The sequence below is a fragment of the Bifidobacterium dentium JCM 1195 = DSM 20436 genome (assembly GCF_001042595.1).
GTDB lineage: Bacteria > Actinomycetota > Actinomycetes > Actinomycetales > Bifidobacteriaceae > Bifidobacterium > Bifidobacterium dentium.
Map to the genome: position 1 here is coordinate 532317 of NZ_AP012326.1, position 15791 is coordinate 548107.

Sequence of the window (15791 nt, forward strand, 5' to 3'; positions counted from 1 at the left end):
GAGAAATGCTTATCCCAAAGAGAACCAAGTATCGTAAGCAGCACCGTCCGGTCCGCCGTGGCATGTCCAAGGGCGGCAATGAAATCGCTTTCGGCGATTTCGGTATCCAGGCTCTGGCTCCGGCTTATGTGACCAACCGCCAGATCGAGGCCGCTCGTATCGCCATGACCCGCTACATCAAGCGTGGTGGCCGCGTGTGGATCACGATCTTCCCGGATCGTCCGCTGACCAAGAAGCCGCTGGGCACCCGAATGGGTTCCGGTAAGGGTACTCCGGAATTCTGGATCGCCAACGTCCGCCCGGGTCGCGTTATGTTCGAAATCGGCGGCGTGTCCGAGGAAGTCGCTCGCGAGGCTCTGCGCCGCGCAATCGACAAGCTCCCCATGAAGTGCCGTGTTATTGCTCGTGAAGGCGGTGACATCTGATGGCAGTCGGAACTGCAGACTACACCATGAAGAATCTGAACGAGAAGACCAACGAGGAGATTGAGGGCTTCCTCAAGAAGTCCAAGGAAGAGCTGTTCAACCTGCGCTTCCAGTCCGCCACTGGTCAGCTCGAAAACACCGCCCGCCTCAAGGCGGTCAAGCACGACATCGCCAGGATGTACACCATCCTGCGCGAACGTGAGCTCGGCATCAGCCAGGCCCCCGAGGCGACCGAAACGAAAGCTGAGGAGAAGTAATGGCTGAAGAGCGTAACTTCCGCAAGGTTCGTCGCGGTTACGTCGTGTCCGATAAGATGGACAAGACGATTTCCGTCGAGCTCGAGCAGCGTTCGACCCACCCGCTGTATGGCAAGGTCGTTCGTTCTACTCGTACGGTCAAGGTCCATGATGAACACAACGACGCGCATATTGGCGACCTCGTGAGTATTATGGAGACTCGGCCCCTGAGCAAGACCAAGCGTTGGCGTCTCGAGAGCATTATCGAGCGCGCTAAGTAAATAAGTTCGGCAAGGCTCCGTGAGTCACCCCGCCTGCTTCAAGCAGGCGGGGTGCTTGGGGAGAACCAGCTCGGCTAAGGAGAATCAATGATTCAGCAGGAAACGCGGCTTCATGTCGCCGACAACACGGGTGCGAAGGAAATCCTCGCCATCCGAGTGCTCGGCGGATCGAAGCGACGCTATGCCGGCATCGGCGACGTGATCGTCGCCTCCGTCAAGGACGCCATTCCTGGCGGGTCGGTCAAGAAGGGCGACGTCGTCAAGGCTGTCGTCGTCCGTACTGTCAAGGAGCACCGTCGTGTGGACGGCTCCTACATCAAGTTCGACGAGAACGCCGCCGTCATTCTCGGCTCCGGCCGTGAACCGAAGGGCACTCGTATCTTCGGACCGGTCGGTCGTGAACTGCGCGACAAGCGCTTCATGAAGATCGTGTCCCTCGCCCCGGAGGTGATCTGACATGGTAGCCAAGATCAAGAGCGGCGACCTGGTCAAGGTCATCCGCGGCAAGGACCGCGGCAAGGAAGGCACCGTCAAGCAGGTGCTCAAGGACGACCGTCTGATCGTCGAAGGCGTGCAGATCGTCAAGAAGCACGTGCGCGCCACGCAGCAGGGCCAGCAGGCCGGCATCGTGGCTGTCGAGGCTCCGATTCATCGCTCCAATGTGATGGTCATCGATCCGGAGACCAAGCAGCCGACCCGCGTGGGCGTCATCGTGAAGGAAGAGGCTCGTGACGGCAAGGTGAAGACCGTGCGCGTGCGTGTCGCCAAGAAGTCCGGAAAGGAGCTGGCATGACCGATACCACTGTCGAAGCGCCGGCAACTCCGCGCTTGAAGCAGAAGTACATCGAGCAGATCGTGCCGGAGCTGGAGAAGGAATTCAACTACTCCAACCCGATGCAGGTTGCTCGTGTCCAGAAGGTCGTCGTCTCCATGGGCGTCGGTGCCGCGGCTCGCGACTCCAAGCTCATCGAAGGCGCCGTCAAGGATCTCACCCTGATCACCGGCCAGAAGCCGAAGATCACCAAGGCCAAGAAGTCCGTCGCACAGTTCCACCTGCGCGAAGGCCAGGCCATCGGCGCCTATGTCACCCTGCGTGGCGAGCGCATGTGGGAGTTCCTGGATCGCCTGCTGACCCTCGCTCTGCCGCGTATCCGCGATTTCCGTGGCATCAACGGCAACCAGTTCGATGGTCAGGGCAACTACAACTTTGGCCTCACCGAGCAGTCCATGTTCCATGAGATCGATCCGGATTCGATCGACCACCAGCGTGGCATGGACATCACCGTGGTGACCAGCACCAAGGACGACAAGGAAGCAAGCGCGCTGCTCAAGCACCTCGGCTTCCCCTTCAAGGAGAACTGATATGGCAAAAACCGCTCTTAAGAACAAGGCGGCCGCTAAGCCGAAGTTCAAGGTGCGCGCGTACACGCGCTGCCAGGTCTGCGGTCGTCCCCACTCCGTCTACCGCAAGTTCGGCCTGTGCCGCATTTGCCTTCGTGAGAAGGCCCACCGCGGCGAGCTGCCCGGCGTTACGAAGTCCAGTTGGTAAATATCGACGCTGAAGGTCCGCGGCCCGATCGCCATTAAGGCGTGAGGGCGGCGGAAACCATGGCGAGAAAGGGCGTTAGCCCAAATGACAATGACAGATCCGATCGCAGACATGCTTACGCGTCTGCGTAATGCGAGCGCGGCAAAGCACGAGACCGTGGATATGCCGTACTCCAAGTTCAAGGCGAACATCGCCGAGATCCTGAAGCGTGAAGGCTACATCAAGGACTTCACCGCCAAGGAAGCCAAGGTCGGCCAGACTCTCGAGGTCACCCTCAAGTATGGCCCGAACGGCGAGCGTTCCATTCAGGGCATCAAGCGTATCTCCAAGCCGGGCCTGCGTCGTTACGCAAAGTCCGATGCTCTGCCGATGCCGCTCGGTGGCCTTGGCATCGCAATCATCTCGACTAGCTCGGGACTGCTGACCCAGAAGGAATGCCTCGACCGAGGCATCGGCGGCGAAATCGTCGCTTTCGTTTGGTGAGAAAGGAGAGCTGAAACATGGCATCGCATATTGGTAAGCTCCCCGTCGCCATTCCTGCTGGCGTGGAAGTCAAGATTGACGGTCAGTCCTTCAGCGCCAAGGGCGCCAAGGGCTCCGATTCCTACGAGATTCCGGAAGGCATCACCGCGAACGTCGAAGGCAACGAGATTGTTCTCGTCCCGGTCGACGATCTGCGTCCGACCCGTGCAAAGCACGGTCTGGCCCGCTCCATCATCGCGAGCATGGTCAAGGGCGTGCACGAAGGCTATGCCAAGACTCTGGAAATCGTCGGTACCGGTTACCGTGCCCAGATGAAGGGCAAGGGCATCGAGTTCTCCCTCGGTTATTCCCACACCATCACTGTCGAGCCGCCGGCCGGCATCGAGTTCGAACTGCCGAACCCGAACCAGGTGATCGTCAAGGGCATCGACAAGCAGGCTGTCGGCCAGTGCGCCGCAAACATCCGCAAGCTTCGCGCTCCGGAACCGTACAAGGGCAAGGGCATCAAGTACTCGGATGAACACATCCTGCGCAAGGCTGGAAAGGCTGGTAAGTGATATGAGCGTCCAGATTTTCGGTAAGGGCAAGAAGGTCGCACTCCAGCGTCGTCACGCTCGTCTGCGCAAGCGCATCAGCGGTACCCCGGAGCGTCCGCGCCTGGTGGTCTCCCGTTCCAACCGTCACATGGTTGCCCAGATCATCGATGACACCAAGGGTGTCACTCTGGTGAGCGAATCCACTCTGATGAGCGACTTCGCTGGTTTCCAGGGCACCAAGACCGAAGCCGCCAAGAAGGTCGGCGAACTGATTGCCAAGAAGGCTCAGGACGCTGGCATCACCGCAGTGGTGTTCGACCGTGGTGGCAACAAGTATCATGGCCGCGTCGCAGCTGTCGCTGAAGGCGCCCGCGAGGGAGGTCTGGCACTGTGAGCGACAACGAAAAGGAAACCCAAGTGGCTGAAGAAACTCAGAACACTCAGGCTACTGCCGAGACCAACAACGAGGACCGCAAGTCCCGTCGTGGTCAGCGCGGTGAGGGTCGTCGTGGCGAGCGTCGCAATCGTCGTGAGGAATCTCACGAGAACGAGATGCTCGATCGCGTGGTGACCATCAACCGTGTGTCCAAGACCCATAAGGGTGGCCGTACGTTCAGCTTCGCCGCCCTCGTGGTGGTCGGCGACGGCAACGGCACCGTGGGCGTCGGTTATGGCAAGTCCCGCGAGGTCCCGGCTGCAATCGCCAAGGGCCAGCTGGATGCCAAGAAGCACATGTTCACCGTTCCGCGCGTCAAGGGCACCGTCACCCATCCGGTGATCGGCCACGATGCCGCCGGTACCGTGCTGCTGCGCCCGGCTGCTCCGGGTACCGGCGTTATCGCCGGTGGCGCTGTCCGTGCAGTCATGGAATGCGCTGGCATCACCGACGTCCTCACCAAGTCGATGGGTTCCGCCACCGCCGTTAACGTGGTGCGTGCTACCGTCGATGCTCTCAAGAAGCTTGAAGAGCCGGAAGAGATCGCAGCCCGTCGTGGCATGTCCCTCGAAGAGGTGGCTCCGGACGCCCTGCTGCGTGCTCGCGCCGAAGGCATCGCCGAGGCTCGCAAGGCTCGCGAAGAGGCACAGGCCAAGGCCGCTGCCGCTCAGAAGGACGGTGAGTGATGACTAACCTGAACATCAAGCTGCACCACGGTCTGGTGAACTCCACTCCGAAGCAGCGTGCTGCGGCTCAGACTCTGGGCCTGAACAAGATTGGCAAGACCGTGACCCGCGAGGATACTCCGGCCCTTCGTGGCCAGCTGCTCGTGTTGCGTCACCTGATCACCGTTGAGGAGGCTGACTGATTATGGCAGATATTCTACAGATGCATGACCTGAAGCCGGCTCCGGGCGCCAAGAGGGATCGCATTCGCGTCGGCCGTGGTGAAGGCTCCAAGGGTAAGACCTCGGGCCGTGGCGACAAGGGCACCAAGAAGCGTTACCAGGTTCGCCCTGGCTTCGAAGGTGGCCAGCTGCCGCTGTACATGCGCCTTCCGAAGCTGCGTGGCTTCAAGAGCCCGTTCAAGAAGGAATATCAGGTCGTCAACGTTGCGGCTCTCGCGGAACTGTTCCCGCAGGGCGGCGAAATCACCGTTGCCGATCTGGTCGCCAAGGGTGCTGTCCGTAAGGGCCAGCCGGTCAAGGTCCTGGGCGATGGCGAGATTTCGGTTGCGTTCACCATCAAGGGTGTCAAGGCTTCCGCTTCCGCCAAGGCCAAGATCGAGGCCGCAGGCGGCTCCATTTCCGAGGACTGATTCCACGGAGTGAAGCTGACTTAGGTTTACATGAGTGAGGCTTCTCCCACATGATTGTGGGAGAAGCCTCACTCATTTCGTGGGCCGGTTCCGGGCCACGAAAAAAATAAAAAACAGACAAAGGGTGGAAAAATCCACATATCGGTAGACGCCGTACGCTAGACTCGTGCGGTAGAGTCTGTTTTGCATGGGTGCGCGGGCGCGCACGTCGTTGGAAGGAATCCCAGTTGAGGACGTTAATCCAGGCCTTCAAGACCAAGGAGTTGAGGAATAAGATCCTCTTCACCCTTGGCATCATCATCATCTATCGTGTTGGTTCATTCGTCCCGACCCCTGGTGTCGACTATACGGTCGTGCAGCAGTGCGTCGGCAAGATGAGCAGCACGTCCGAAAACTTCATCGGCCTGGTGAACCTCTTCTCCGGCGGTGCAATGTTGCAGCTGTCCATTTTCGCGCTGGGCGTCATGCCGTACATCACCGCATCCATCGTCATCCAGTTGCTGCGTGTGGTGATTCCCCGCTTCGAGGCCCTGCACAAGGAAGGTCAGTCCGGTGAGGCCAAGCTGACCCAGTACACCCGTTACCTGACCATCGGTCTGGCGGTGCTGCAGTCCACCACCATTCTGGTGACCGCACGCTCCGGCGCGTTGTTCAACTACCAGTGCTCCCAGGTCGTGCCCGACGGTTCCGTGTGGAACCTTCTGGTCATGGTGCTCATCATGACCGGCGGTACCGGTCTGATCATGTGGATGGCCGAGTTGATCACCGACAAGGGTCTTGGACAGGGCATGTCCATCCTTATCTTCATGTCCATCTGCTCCGGCTTCCTGCCGCAGCTATGGGAGATTGGCTGGGGCACCAAGGGCACCGACGGCAACTGGGGCAAGTTCGCCACCGTCGTAGGTGTGCTGCTCGTCATCATGATTCTTGTCGTGTACGTGGAACTTTCCCAGCGCCGTATCCCGGTGCAGTACACCCGCCGCATGATCGGACGTAAGATGTACGGTGGCTCCTCCACCTACCTGCCGCTGAAAATCAATATGTCCGGCGTCATTCCGCCGATTTTCGCATCCTCCATCCTGGCCATCCCGACCCTGATCGCGCAGTTCGGCAATTCGGACCAGTCTTGGGTCAAGTGGATCAACTCCAATCTGGCCAACACCACCTCCGTGTGGTACATCGCCTTGTACGCGCTGATGATCGTGTTCTTCTGCTTCTTCTATACGGAGATCACGTTCAACCCCGATGAGACCGCTGACAACATGAAGCAATACGGTGGCTTCATCCCGGGCATCCGCGCCGGCAGTGCCACCAGCCGCTACCTCAACTACGTGATGAACCGACTGAATACCGTCGGCGCCGTCTACCTGCTGTTCGTGGCACTCATCCCGACGGTTCTCATCATGGCGCTGAATCTCAATACCAAGCTGCCGTTCGGCGGCACCACCATCCTAATCATCGCGGGTGTCGGCCTCGATACCCTGCGTCAGGCCAAGGCCCAGACCGAGCAGTTCCAGTATGCGGGCTTCCTGTTCGAGGGCACTGACCACCAAGAGGGCAAGTAAAGAAAGGGAATATCAACGATTATGCGACTGCTGATCATGGGCCCCCAGGGCGTCGGCAAGGGCACTCAGGCCGCACTGCTGAGCGAACACTATGGCATTCCGGCAATTTCCACGGGTGACATCTTCCGCTACAACATCAAGAACAAGACCGAGCTTGGTGTGGAAGCTCTGACGTATATCAACAAGGGCGAGCTGGTTCCGGACGAACTGACCAACAAGATCGTCAAGGATCGCCTGGCCATGGATGACGCCAAGAACGGCTGGATTCTTGACGGCTACCCGCGCAATGCCTCTCAGGTCGAAGCCCTTGACGCCATTCTCGCCGATCTGGGCACCCCGCTTGACGCCGTGGTCGCCCTTGACGCCGACCATGACGTGCTCATGGAACGCATGAAGAAGCGTGCCGAAATCGAAGGCCGTTCCGACGACACTCCGGAAGCCATCGCCAAGCGTCTCGACGTCTACGCCAAGGAGACCGCTCCGCTGCTGTCCACCTACGGCGAGCGTGGTCTACTCAAGACCTTCAACGGCGTCGGTTCCGTCGAAGACATCCAAGCCACCATCGTGGCCGAACTGGGCTGATACGGGCAGTACGGCAGTACCACATTCACAAGGAAACGGGGATTACGACACGCCGTGTGTGTCGTAATCCCCGTTTCCGTGTATTCTTGCAAGTTGGTGTGTCTTCGGGCACGCGTAGTAATCGCCAAGGAACGGAACGAGGCTCATGGCTAAAGACGGTGTGATTGAAGTCGAAGGACAGGTGGTGGAAGCACTGCCGAACGCGATGTTTCGTGTTGAACTCGAAAACAAGCATATCGTGCTCGCAACCATCTCCGGCAAGATGAGGAAGAACTACATCCGTATTCTGCCGCAGGATCGCGTTGTGCTGGAAATGAGTCCGTACGATCTGAACCGCGGTCGTATTACGTACCGTTACAAGTAAGGTACAAAAGCAAAGGAAAACCATGAAGGTCAGCCCTAGTGTGAAGAGGATCTGCGAGAACTGCCGCGTGATCCGTCGTCACGGCCGCGTCATGGTGATCTGCATCAACCCGCGCCACAAGCAGCGCCAGGGCTGAGAGTAGATCCAGCGGCACAATAAGTACAGGCGCTGAGTCACAGTTCGCGTCAGCGAGCTGAGCCCCGGGTACGCAGGCCCGGGCCGGGAAACCGGACGACTTGGTGCAAGACCTGCGGAACACAGAAGGAATCGCAATGGCACGTCTTGCCGGAGTCGACATCCCCAATGAGAAGCGCATCGAGATCGCCCTCACCTATATCTTTGGTGTGGGTCGCACTCGTGCCAAGGAAACGCTTGCCGCGACCGGTATCAACCCGGACATTCGCGTCAAGGATCTGACGGATGAGCAGCTGATCACGCTGCGTGACTACCTCGAGGGTAACTACAAGATCGAGGGCGATTTGCGTCGTGAAATCGATGCGGATATCCGTCGTAAGATCCAGATCAACTGCTATCAAGGCCAGCGTCACCGTAAGGGACTTCCTGTGCGCGGTCAGCGCACCAAGACCAACGCCCGTACCCGCAAGGGCCCGAAGCGTACGGTCGCCGGAAAGAAGAAGGCCACCAAGTAATTCGGTGGCGGTGAGTCTAGGCCACGAGACATACCGTCTCATCGCATAGACATCAAAGCAAATTCGTTATTAGGAAACGAGGGTCAATGGCAGCTCAAAAGCAAGCCGCGCGCAAGCCGCGTCGCCGCGACCGCAAGTCGGTCCCGGTTGGGCAGGCGCACATCAAGTCCACTTTCAACAACACCATTATTTCGATCACCGACCCGTCCGGCGCAGTCGTGTCCTGGGCGTCCGGTGGCGATGTCGGTTTCAAGGGCTCCCGTAAGTCCACGCCGTACGCCGCTGGTATGGCCGCCGAATCCGCAGCCCGCAAGGCTATGGAACACGGCGTCAAGAAGGTCGACGTGTTCGTGAAGGGCCCGGGTTCCGGTCGTGAAACCGCTATCCGTTCCCTGCAGTCCGCCGGACTCGAAGTCGGCTCCATCACCGACGTCACCCCGCAGGCACACAACGGCGTTCGTCCTCCGAAGCGCCGCCGCGTCTGAGCACTAGAAGAAATCATCGATCCAAAGCCGCTTATGGCCGGTGAGTGCACCACCGGTCCGAAGCTGAAAGGATAACCACAGTGCTTATCGCACAGCGTCCGACACTTACCGAGGAATCTCTCAACCCTCAGCGTTCCCGCTTCACCATCGAGCCTCTCGAGCCTGGTTTCGGCTACACGCTTGGCAACTCGCTGCGCCGTACCCTCCTGAGCTCCATTCCTGGAGCGGCTGTGACTTCGGTGCGTATCTCCGGCGTCCCGCATGAGTTCACCACTCTGCCGGGTGTTGAAGAGGACGTTACCGAGATCCTGCTGAACATCAAGGGCATCGTGCTCACCAGCGAATACGATGAGCCGGTTGTCATGTATCTGCGCAAGAGCGGCAAGGGCGAAGCCACCGCGGGTGATATCACCCCGCCGGCCGGCGTCACCATCGCCAACCCGGATATGCATATCGCGTCCCTCGCCGATGATGGCGAACTCGAGATCGAGTTCACCGTCGAGCGTGGCCGCGGTTACGTTCCCGCTCAGATGAACAAGCAGGACAACGCCGAGATCGGCCGTATCCCGGTTGATTCGATTTACTCCCCGGTGCTCAAGGTGAGCTATCGCGTGGAAGCCACCCGCGTTGAACAGCGCACTGACTTCGACAAGCTCATCCTGGACGTGGAGACCAAGCCGGCAATCTCCCCGCGTGATGCAGTCGCATCTGCTGGTTCCACCTTGGTGGAGCTCTTCGGCCTGTGCCGTGAGCTCAACACCCAGGCTGAAGGCGTCGAGGTCGGCCCTGCCCCGGTGGCAGAGGAGACCAACCCGGAGATGGCCGTTCCGATCGAGGACCTCAACCTCACTCAGCGTAGCTACAACTGCCTGAAGCGCGAGGGCATCCACACGATCGGTGAGCTGGTCGCCCACACCGAGCAGGATCTGCTCGACATCCGCAATTTCGGCATGAAATCCATCGACGAAGTCAAGGAAAAGTTGCAGGCTCTTGGCCTGGCTCTCAAAGCTTCGCCGCTCGGTTTCGATGCCAACAACCTCGAAGGCGGCACCTTCTTCTCGCCGGAAGACGAGTGATTTACCGCTTTTGACCTAACCGCTTCGTCGAATTCGGATGTTCGGGCGATTGCCCACCTGAATTCGACGGGGCTTTTCAAGGAGAAACAATGCCTACACCAAAGAAGGGTCCGCGTCTGGCCTCCAGCCCGGCTCATGAGCGCCTGATGCTCGCGAACATGGCCACCAGCCTGTTCCAGCATGGTCGCATCACCACCACCCTGCCGAAGGCCAAGCGCCTTCGTCCGCTGGCCGAGCGCCTGATCACCCTGGCCAAGCGTGGTGACCTGCACAACCGTCGTCGCGTGATGCGCGTCATCCGCAACAAGTCCGTTGTGCACAAGCTGTTCACCGAAATCGCCGAGCAGATGGAGCAGCGCGAAGGCGGCTACACCCGCATCGTGAAGATCGCCCCGCGTCGTGGCGATGCCGCTCCGGCAGCCATCATCGAGCTCGTCACCGAGCCGGTGAGCCCGAAGCAGGCTGTGGTGAAGGAAGCTGAAGCCGCGACCAAGGTTGCCGCTGAAGAGGCTCCGGTTGCTGAGGCACCGGTCGTCGAGGCTCCGGAAGCCGCCGTTGAGGAAGCTCCGGCCGAGAACGCCGAGTGATTGCTTTCCAGCTGATCGTAAGGGCCGGGAATCGAAAGGTTCCCGGCCCTTTGCTATGCCCGCCCTTTGATAAGCTCAATGCGTGAGATTACGAATCGACTTGGCATACGATGGTGGCGGCTTCTTCGGTTGGGCGAAGCAGCCTGATCGGCGTACCGTGCAGGGGGAGATCGAGCGCATACTGCACACCGTGTTGCGCGTGCCCGTCGATGATGCGGGGGAACCTCTCCGTCTGACCGTTGCGGGACGTACCGATACCGGTGTGCACGCCTCGCATCAGGTATGCCATCTGGACATCTCTGAAACCATACTCGCCCGTTGCGTTGGGCACATGAATGTGCCGCCAGTGGTTGCGTTGACGCGCCGGTTGCAGCGTATGCTGCCGAACGACATCACGATTCATGGGATCAACGAGGCTCCCCAAGGCTTTGATGCCCGTTTTTCCGCGCTGGAACGCACCTACGTATACCGCATTGCCGATCGGAGCAGCGAAATTGATCCGAGGATGCGCGGTTTCGTCCTGCACGTCGACGACGATCTGGATCTGGAAACCATGAACCAGGCCGCGGCCATGACCATCGGCCTGCATGACTTCGGTTCGTTCGCCACGCCAAACCCCGGCGGCACCACCATACGTGAGGTCAAAACCGCCTACTGGAGGCGCATACCGCAACGTCCGCTCGTTGACGGCGAGATGACAATGGGGGAGCGTTACCGTACGCCGTCAATGGAATCCGGTCTCGCCTGCTTCACCATCGTGGCCGACGCATTCGCCCGCAACATGGTGCGATCGCTGGTCAACGGCTGCGTACAGGTCGGCATCGGCAAACGATCCCTCGATTGGTTTGCGGACAAGATGGCCACACCGCTGCGCGAAGGCTCGACGGGACCGATCGCACCGCAGGGGCTGACATTGGAGCATATCGAATATCCCGATGACGATCAGTTGGCGATTCGTGCCGAAACGATTCGCGCGAAACGTACCTTATGACGAAGGAGCCGTTCCGGCCGATGGATAGGGGGTCGTTGTGACGATTGTGTTACGGGGATTTAACCTGTCCGTTGCTGAGATGTGGATGTAACAATTCCTCGTGGTTTTCGGTAACCGACAGCCGTTACCGTCGCTTCTACTACGGCATGGTCCTGAAGATTGGCATGCGTTATTAGGGGTATGAAGGAGCGTGGAAAGATGATCGAATCGGCTGCACGTAAATTGGCGACGGAACTGGTCAATCGCAGGGAATCCATCAATCGCGAGCTGAGCCGTAACGGCGTACGCTTCGGCATCTATAAAAACGGTGAATACCACGACCGGCTGTTCCCGTACGATCCGGTGCCGCGCATCATCGAATCCGACGAATTCGACGAAATGGAAGCGGGGCTCAAGCAGCGCGTCAACGCGCTCAACGCCTACCTGCGTGACATCTATTCCGACAAACATGCCATCAAGGACGGCGTCGTGCCGGAGGAATACGTCTACACCTCAGCGGGCTATTTTCCGCAGGTCAATGGCGTGACCCCTCCCGGCGGTGTGTTCGCGCATATCGCCGGTGAGGATCTGGTGCAGGGGCAGGACGGCAAATGGTGGGTGCTCGAAGACAATCTGCGCATCCCATCCGGAGCCAGCTATCCGCTGTTTGCGCGTGACATCGAACGCAGAATCACCCCGAGGCTCTTCCGCGACGTGCATGTACGTGACAACCGTGACTATCCGCGACTGTTGCGCAAATCCATGGACTTCGTTTCCACGGAAGGCATCGCCGTCGTGCTCACTCCGGGCCGCTACAATTCCGCATTCTTCGAGCATGCGTATCTGGCTGAGAAAACGGGCGCCGCACTTGCATTCCCGGAAGATCTCGAGGTCGTCGACAACAAGTTGTTCTTCCTCGACTATTCCGGCAAGCGCCACCGTGTAGGCGTGGTCTATCGCCGTCTGTCCGACGAATATCTTGACCCGTTCGCCTTTAACCCCGATTCCGTGATCGGTGTGCCGGGAATCCTGTCGGCATACCGTGCCGGCAACGTCGCCATCGTGAACGCCCCCGGCAATGGTGCTGCCGATGACAAGGCCATCTACTATTTCGTACCGGCCATGATTCGTTACTATTTGGGTGAAGAGCCGATTCTGCAGAACGCGCCGACCTATATGCCGATGTTCGAGCAGGATCGCAAGGAAGTGCTTGACCGGCTGGGAGAGCTCGTCATCAAGGACGTTGCTGAGGCCGGAGGCTACGGCGTGATCTTCGGATCGTCGCTCGACAAGGCGCAACGTGAGGAGATGGCCGATCGCATCAAGGCCGAACCGCGCCGTTTCATCGCGCAGGAGGTCATCCAGTTCAAGGACATCGATGTGGTCGATCCCGAAACCGGTGAGATGAGCCCGCGCAAGTGCGACCTGCGCGCCTTCGTGGTGACCGGCAAGAACACGCACGTGTGGTATTCGGGCCTGACCCGATATTCGTCGGTGCCCGGACAGATGATCGTGAACTCCTCGCAAGGCGGCGGCTTCAAGGATACGTGGGTGCTTGCCAAGGATACCGGCGTGGAGCACGATTCCGCACCGGGCTCCGAAAGCATCAACCTGCTGGCACAATCCCGCAAGCATTCGCTGGCGCTCGTGACCGCTTCCAAGGCCGACAATCTGTACTGGCTGGGACGGTACACGGAACGCGTGTTCACCACCTTGAACCAGTTCTTCCCCTTCTACGACCGCGTGATGGACACCGATGTGGACGCTTTCCGCCCGTTCGCCCGCGCACTCGACCTGCCGGAGGACTTCCAGGATTTCGACGCCTTCATCCACAGCTTCTTATACGACGAGAAGAATCCGGATTCCGTGCGCAGTGCCATCGTCTACGCCTTCAACAACGCCGTAATCCTGCGTCCGGAACTCAGCTCCCGTCTGTTGCAGTATGTGGAACTCGCCATGAGTTCCATCGTGGAAGCGGCCGATCGCGCCGCCTTCGACGAAGATATCTACAAGCATCGTGACATCGCCGACAACATGCTCGCCTTCTGGGGCGGCGTGGAGAACTCGCCGGTCGATCCGACGCTGAAATCCTTCATCTTCGTGGGCAAGTACCTGGAGCGTGTGGACCTGTATACGCGGTTCGGCTACTCCATGGAGGAGCTCAAGGCGCCATTGGGCAAGCTTGCATCCTATATCATGCCGTTGAACGGCCTGCCGGTGCCGCAGTGCTTCGCCGACGGCCTGCGCTGGTTGGTCGGGCAGCTTCCGTCCCGCGGGTATGCCGATCTTGCCGACACGCTCGGCACGTTGCTCGACGATTTCGATGAACGCATATGCACGAATGATCTCAAGGATTTGGGAATGCTGAACGCCATGAATATGGACGCCAAACGCGTGTAGTGAACAAGGGTTTGCCATGGGCCGCTCAAGTCGTGTATAACGGCTTGAGCGGTTTCGCTGTGGTAGGGTGGTACAAGGATTTTTCGCTGGGGAGACGATGTGAAGAAACTGGTGTTTGACTATGAGATGAAGCTCTCATTCAGCTCGCCCGTAACCGATCATCGGTTCCAATTGCGATGCATTCCGACTACGGGACCGCGTCAACAGGTTGTGGACGTGGAGGTCCGGATCGAGCCCGAAGTGGAGCTCGACACCACTGTAGATTCCTTCGATTCCGTGGTGATGACCGGTTTTATTCCCGAACCGCATACCATGTTCAACTATTCGGTGACGGGCATCGCCTTCGTGGACAACGAGCATATCAAGCCGGAGATTCACAAGCCGTTGTATCGTTTCAACTCCGCACTGACCATTCCAGGGCCCGCCGTCAACGCGCTTATCGACGTGTGCAAGGCGCGCATCGCCGCATTGCCGGCCGGCGGTTCGCCGATCGATCAGGCCCGCGAAGTGATGGATGAGGTGTTCAAGTCCTTCGTGTATACGCCTGCATCCACTACGATCCGCACCACCGCGGAGGAGGCGCTCGCCCAACACAAGGGCGTATGCCAGGATTACGCCCATGTCATGCTGTCGGTCTGCCGTCATGTCGGATTGACGGCGCGCTATATCGCAGGCCTGCTGGGCGGCGAGGGTGCCACGCATGCTTGGGTGGAAATCTATCATGGAAACCGCTGGATCGGTTTCGACCCGACGCACAACCGCATGGTCGACGACAATTACATCACCATCGCGCATGGTCGTGACTACCGCGACTGCATGCTCGACATCGGCATCTTCTCCGGTTGCAATGTGGAACAAAGCCAGTGGGTGAACGCTTCCGTGCACGAGCAGGAACTGTAGCGTCTTTCGCCGGGACATGGCCGCAAAGGCAAACAAAAAAGGTTGAAACACCATTGTTTCAACCTTATCTGTTGGCGGATGAAGCGAGATTCGAACTCGCGGAGGGGTTCGCCCTCACACGCTTTCGAGGCGTGCTCCTTAGACCGCTCGGACATTCATCCATATGCTGCTTGCACGCAAGCAACTTGTCCATTATGCCACAGCATCGAGGATTGTCAAATTCCATTGGCGGGTCTTGCGTGTGGGCGCGTTCGTCGGCGTGCCGTCAGTCGAATAGGGCTTCATCGAAGGCGGGATACCCCCAATACAGCGCCAGCTCCGCGCGGTCGGCAATGAGAGCGGCCAGCGTACCAAGCGATGCCTTGCGGGATGCGTTGGATGACGTTCCTTCGCCCGTAGCGTTGGAGCTTGCGGCAACGGCGCTGATTTCGCTGCGCGCACAGTTCATTTCGATGACGGCGCCGGTCGGGGCTTTGAGTCCTGTCGCCCCGTCGACCATGGTGTCGGGATTGGCGAGCAGCGTCGCGGCATCGTACACTTTGTCGCGATGGTCGTCATCGTTGCCGGCGAGGGAGATCAGGCGTTGCGAAGTCGTCTTATGACGGTCGCTGAGGTCGAGGGAGACGTTGCCATCGGAACGTGCGGCGAGAATTTCGGTCGCGAATCCCGCGGCATCCTCGGCCTCGGCCATCGTCGACAGCGAATCGTCGTCGAGGTCCAGCGAGGAAACGTCATCGAGACGTGACGGCGTCACCGGATCGACGGCTATGCCGAGGCGGGTCGCCAGCGTCCGGACGATATGACGGGCTTGCGCGCCGCGCATCGTGCCTTCGCCGAATCGTGCGGAACACTGCGTGGCGGTTTCGATCCAATCGTATGAGGCCTGTCGCGCCGACAGATACCGTTCGACGATGTGCGTTGACGTATCGTTCATGCGGTCGCTGTTGCT

25 protein-coding genes and 1 tRNA gene are annotated in these 15791 nt (G+C 59.3%); 24 read left to right on the forward strand and 2 right to left on the reverse strand.

Going from position 1 to position 15791, the window contains the following annotated elements; translation table 11 throughout:
• Positions 1-5: 5 nt before the first annotated feature.
• The 24 genes from rplP (at position 6) to BBDE_RS02245 (ending at position 14842) form a co-directional block, all read left to right on the forward strand.
• Positions 6-425 (forward strand): 50S ribosomal protein L16, encoded by a 420-nt coding sequence (gene rplP, locus BBDE_RS02130; RefSeq protein WP_003837363.1) that lies wholly within the window; start codon positions 6-8, stop codon positions 423-425.
• The gene (gene rpmC / locus BBDE_RS02135; protein ID WP_003808034.1) at positions 425-682 is read left to right on the forward strand and encodes a 50S ribosomal protein L29; all 258 of its coding nucleotides are present in this window, start codon (positions 425-427) and stop codon (positions 680-682) included. Before rplP ends, rpmC begins: the two co-directional genes overlap by 1 nt.
• Positions 682-942: a 30S ribosomal protein S17 gene (gene rpsQ / locus BBDE_RS02140; protein ID WP_003837360.1), complete on the forward strand. Its 261-nt coding sequence runs from the start codon at positions 682-684 to the stop codon at positions 940-942. The genes rpmC and rpsQ overlap by 1 nt, the downstream gene beginning before the upstream one ends.
• A gap of 87 nt (positions 943-1029) precedes the next feature.
• Positions 1030-1398 carry a 50S ribosomal protein L14 gene (gene rplN, locus BBDE_RS02145; RefSeq protein WP_003837358.1) on the forward strand — a complete coding sequence of 123 codons (369 nt, stop codon included), beginning with the start codon at positions 1030-1032 and terminating at the stop codon, positions 1396-1398.
• Between the two features lies 1 nt (position 1399).
• Complete coding sequence (gene rplX, locus BBDE_RS02150) at positions 1400-1735, forward strand: 50S ribosomal protein L24 (RefSeq protein WP_003837356.1); 336 nt, start codon at positions 1400-1402, stop codon at positions 1733-1735.
• Positions 1732-2304, forward strand: coding sequence for a 50S ribosomal protein L5 (gene rplE / locus BBDE_RS02155; RefSeq protein ID WP_003837355.1), 573 nt, complete (start codon positions 1732-1734; stop codon positions 2302-2304). Before rplX ends, rplE begins: the two co-directional genes overlap by 4 nt.
• Before the next feature lies 1 nt (position 2305).
• On the forward strand, positions 2306-2491 hold the full coding sequence (locus BBDE_RS02160; protein WP_003808046.1) for a type Z 30S ribosomal protein S14: 186 nt from the start codon (positions 2306-2308) through the stop codon (positions 2489-2491).
• A gap of 84 nt (positions 2492-2575) precedes the next feature.
• Entirely contained in the window at positions 2576-2974 is a 399-nt protein-coding gene (rpsH, locus tag BBDE_RS02165; protein WP_003808048.1) for a 30S ribosomal protein S8, read from the forward strand.
• 17 nt (positions 2975-2991) lie between these two features.
• Positions 2992-3531 carry a 50S ribosomal protein L6 gene (gene rplF, locus BBDE_RS02170; protein ID WP_003837353.1) on the forward strand — a complete coding sequence of 180 codons (540 nt, stop codon included), beginning with the start codon at positions 2992-2994 and terminating at the stop codon, positions 3529-3531.
• A 1-nt stretch (position 3532) separates the two neighbouring features.
• Positions 3533-3904: a 50S ribosomal protein L18 gene (gene rplR / locus BBDE_RS02175; protein WP_003837350.1), complete on the forward strand. Its 372-nt coding sequence runs from the start codon at positions 3533-3535 to the stop codon at positions 3902-3904.
• Positions 3901-4632 carry a 30S ribosomal protein S5 gene (rpsE, locus tag BBDE_RS02180; RefSeq protein WP_003837347.1) on the forward strand — a complete coding sequence of 244 codons (732 nt, stop codon included), beginning with the start codon at positions 3901-3903 and terminating at the stop codon, positions 4630-4632. Before rplR ends, rpsE begins: the two co-directional genes overlap by 4 nt.
• Positions 4629-4814, forward strand: a complete 186-nt coding sequence (gene rpmD / locus BBDE_RS02185) for a 50S ribosomal protein L30 (protein ID WP_012901881.1) — start codon at positions 4629-4631, stop codon at positions 4812-4814. Before rpsE ends, rpmD begins: the two co-directional genes overlap by 4 nt.
• 2 nt (positions 4815-4816) lie before the next feature.
• The gene (gene rplO, locus BBDE_RS02190) at positions 4817-5263 is read left to right on the forward strand and encodes a 50S ribosomal protein L15 (protein ID WP_003837343.1); all 447 of its coding nucleotides are present in this window, start codon (positions 4817-4819) and stop codon (positions 5261-5263) included.
• Between the two features lie 227 nt (positions 5264-5490).
• Positions 5491-6828 carry a preprotein translocase subunit SecY gene (gene secY, locus BBDE_RS02195; protein WP_003837341.1) on the forward strand — a complete coding sequence of 446 codons (1338 nt, stop codon included), beginning with the start codon at positions 5491-5493 and terminating at the stop codon, positions 6826-6828.
• Between the two features lie 21 nt (positions 6829-6849).
• Positions 6850-7410 carry an adenylate kinase gene (locus BBDE_RS02200; protein WP_003837340.1) on the forward strand — a complete coding sequence of 187 codons (561 nt, stop codon included), beginning with the start codon at positions 6850-6852 and terminating at the stop codon, positions 7408-7410.
• Positions 7411-7555: 145 nt separating this feature from the next.
• Positions 7556-7774, forward strand: a complete 219-nt coding sequence (gene infA / locus BBDE_RS02205; RefSeq protein WP_003808114.1) for a translation initiation factor IF-1 — start codon at positions 7556-7558, stop codon at positions 7772-7774.
• A gap of 22 nt (positions 7775-7796) precedes the next feature.
• A complete protein-coding gene (rpmJ, locus tag BBDE_RS02210) occupies positions 7797-7910 on the forward strand; it encodes a 50S ribosomal protein L36 (protein ID WP_003842636.1) in 114 nt (37 codons plus the stop codon).
• Positions 7911-8046: 136 nt separating this feature from the next.
• Positions 8047-8424 (forward strand): 30S ribosomal protein S13, encoded by a 378-nt coding sequence (rpsM, locus tag BBDE_RS02215; RefSeq protein WP_003808138.1) that lies wholly within the window; start codon positions 8047-8049, stop codon positions 8422-8424.
• An 86-nt stretch (positions 8425-8510) separates the two neighbouring features.
• Positions 8511-8909, forward strand: a complete 399-nt coding sequence (rpsK, locus tag BBDE_RS02220) for a 30S ribosomal protein S11 (RefSeq protein ID WP_003827267.1) — start codon at positions 8511-8513, stop codon at positions 8907-8909.
• 80 nt (positions 8910-8989) lie between these two features.
• Complete coding sequence (locus BBDE_RS02225) at positions 8990-9985, forward strand: DNA-directed RNA polymerase subunit alpha (RefSeq protein WP_003837338.1); 996 nt, start codon at positions 8990-8992, stop codon at positions 9983-9985.
• Positions 9986-10074: 89 nt separating this feature from the next.
• Positions 10075-10572 carry a 50S ribosomal protein L17 gene (gene rplQ, locus BBDE_RS02230; protein WP_033489534.1) on the forward strand — a complete coding sequence of 166 codons (498 nt, stop codon included), beginning with the start codon at positions 10075-10077 and terminating at the stop codon, positions 10570-10572.
• Positions 10573-10672: 100 nt separating this feature from the next.
• Positions 10673-11563 carry a tRNA pseudouridine synthase A gene (locus BBDE_RS02235; RefSeq protein ID WP_012901883.1) on the forward strand — a complete coding sequence of 297 codons (891 nt, stop codon included), beginning with the start codon at positions 10673-10675 and terminating at the stop codon, positions 11561-11563.
• Positions 11564-11761: 198 nt separating this feature from the next.
• Positions 11762-13942: a circularly permuted type 2 ATP-grasp protein gene (locus BBDE_RS02240; protein WP_003845081.1), complete on the forward strand. Its 2181-nt coding sequence runs from the start codon at positions 11762-11764 to the stop codon at positions 13940-13942.
• A 99-nt stretch (positions 13943-14041) separates the two neighbouring features.
• Entirely contained in the window at positions 14042-14842 is an 801-nt protein-coding gene (locus BBDE_RS02245) for a transglutaminase family protein (protein ID WP_003837323.1), read from the forward strand.
• A gap of 72 nt (positions 14843-14914) precedes the next feature.
• On the opposite strand, the gene BBDE_RS02250 is transcribed toward BBDE_RS02245, so the two are convergent.
• Positions 14915-15003: transfer RNA gene (locus BBDE_RS02250), tRNA-Ser, on the reverse strand.
• 104 nt (positions 15004-15107) lie between these two features.
• The gene (locus tag BBDE_RS02255) at positions 15108-15776 is read right to left on the reverse strand and encodes a hypothetical protein (protein WP_003837321.1); all 669 of its coding nucleotides are present in this window, start codon (positions 15774-15776) and stop codon (positions 15108-15110) included.
• Positions 15777-15791 lie beyond the last annotated feature (15 nt).

What these genes read in the sequence shown, in the direction of transcription:
- rplP (WP_003837363.1), top strand. Translation starts at nt 6, where the DNA reads ATGCTTATCCCAAAGAGAACCAAGTATCGTAAGCAGCACCGTCCGGTC.
- rpmC (WP_003808034.1), top strand. Translation starts at nt 425, where the DNA reads ATGGCAGTCGGAACTGCAGACTACACCATGAAGAATCTGAACGAGAAG.
- rpsQ (WP_003837360.1), top strand. Translation starts at nt 682, where the DNA reads ATGGCTGAAGAGCGTAACTTCCGCAAGGTTCGTCGCGGTTACGTCGTG.
- rplN (WP_003837358.1), top strand. Translation starts at nt 1,030, where the DNA reads ATGATTCAGCAGGAAACGCGGCTTCATGTCGCCGACAACACGGGTGCG.
- rplX (WP_003837356.1), top strand. Translation starts at nt 1,400, where the DNA reads ATGGTAGCCAAGATCAAGAGCGGCGACCTGGTCAAGGTCATCCGCGGC.
- rplE (WP_003837355.1), top strand. Translation starts at nt 1,732, where the DNA reads ATGACCGATACCACTGTCGAAGCGCCGGCAACTCCGCGCTTGAAGCAG.
- BBDE_RS02160 (WP_003808046.1), top strand. Translation starts at nt 2,306, where the DNA reads ATGGCAAAAACCGCTCTTAAGAACAAGGCGGCCGCTAAGCCGAAGTTC.
- rpsH (WP_003808048.1), top strand. Translation starts at nt 2,576, where the DNA reads ATGACAATGACAGATCCGATCGCAGACATGCTTACGCGTCTGCGTAAT.
- rplF (WP_003837353.1), top strand. Translation starts at nt 2,992, where the DNA reads ATGGCATCGCATATTGGTAAGCTCCCCGTCGCCATTCCTGCTGGCGTG.
- rplR (WP_003837350.1), top strand. Translation starts at nt 3,533, where the DNA reads ATGAGCGTCCAGATTTTCGGTAAGGGCAAGAAGGTCGCACTCCAGCGT.
- rplO (WP_003837343.1), top strand. Translation starts at nt 4,817, where the DNA reads ATGGCAGATATTCTACAGATGCATGACCTGAAGCCGGCTCCGGGCGCC.
- BBDE_RS02200 (WP_003837340.1), top strand. Translation starts at nt 6,850, where the DNA reads ATGCGACTGCTGATCATGGGCCCCCAGGGCGTCGGCAAGGGCACTCAG.
- infA (WP_003808114.1), top strand. Translation starts at nt 7,556, where the DNA reads ATGGCTAAAGACGGTGTGATTGAAGTCGAAGGACAGGTGGTGGAAGCA.
- rpmJ (WP_003842636.1), top strand. Translation starts at nt 7,797, where the DNA reads ATGAAGGTCAGCCCTAGTGTGAAGAGGATCTGCGAGAACTGCCGCGTG.
- rpsM (WP_003808138.1), top strand. Translation starts at nt 8,047, where the DNA reads ATGGCACGTCTTGCCGGAGTCGACATCCCCAATGAGAAGCGCATCGAG.
- rpsK (WP_003827267.1), top strand. Translation starts at nt 8,511, where the DNA reads ATGGCAGCTCAAAAGCAAGCCGCGCGCAAGCCGCGTCGCCGCGACCGC.
- rplQ (WP_033489534.1), top strand. Translation starts at nt 10,075, where the DNA reads ATGCCTACACCAAAGAAGGGTCCGCGTCTGGCCTCCAGCCCGGCTCAT.
- BBDE_RS02240 (WP_003845081.1), top strand. Translation starts at nt 11,762, where the DNA reads ATGATCGAATCGGCTGCACGTAAATTGGCGACGGAACTGGTCAATCGC.
- BBDE_RS02255 (WP_003837321.1), bottom strand. Translation starts at nt 15,776, where the DNA reads ATGAACGATACGTCAACGCACATCGTCGAACGGTATCTGTCGGCGCGA.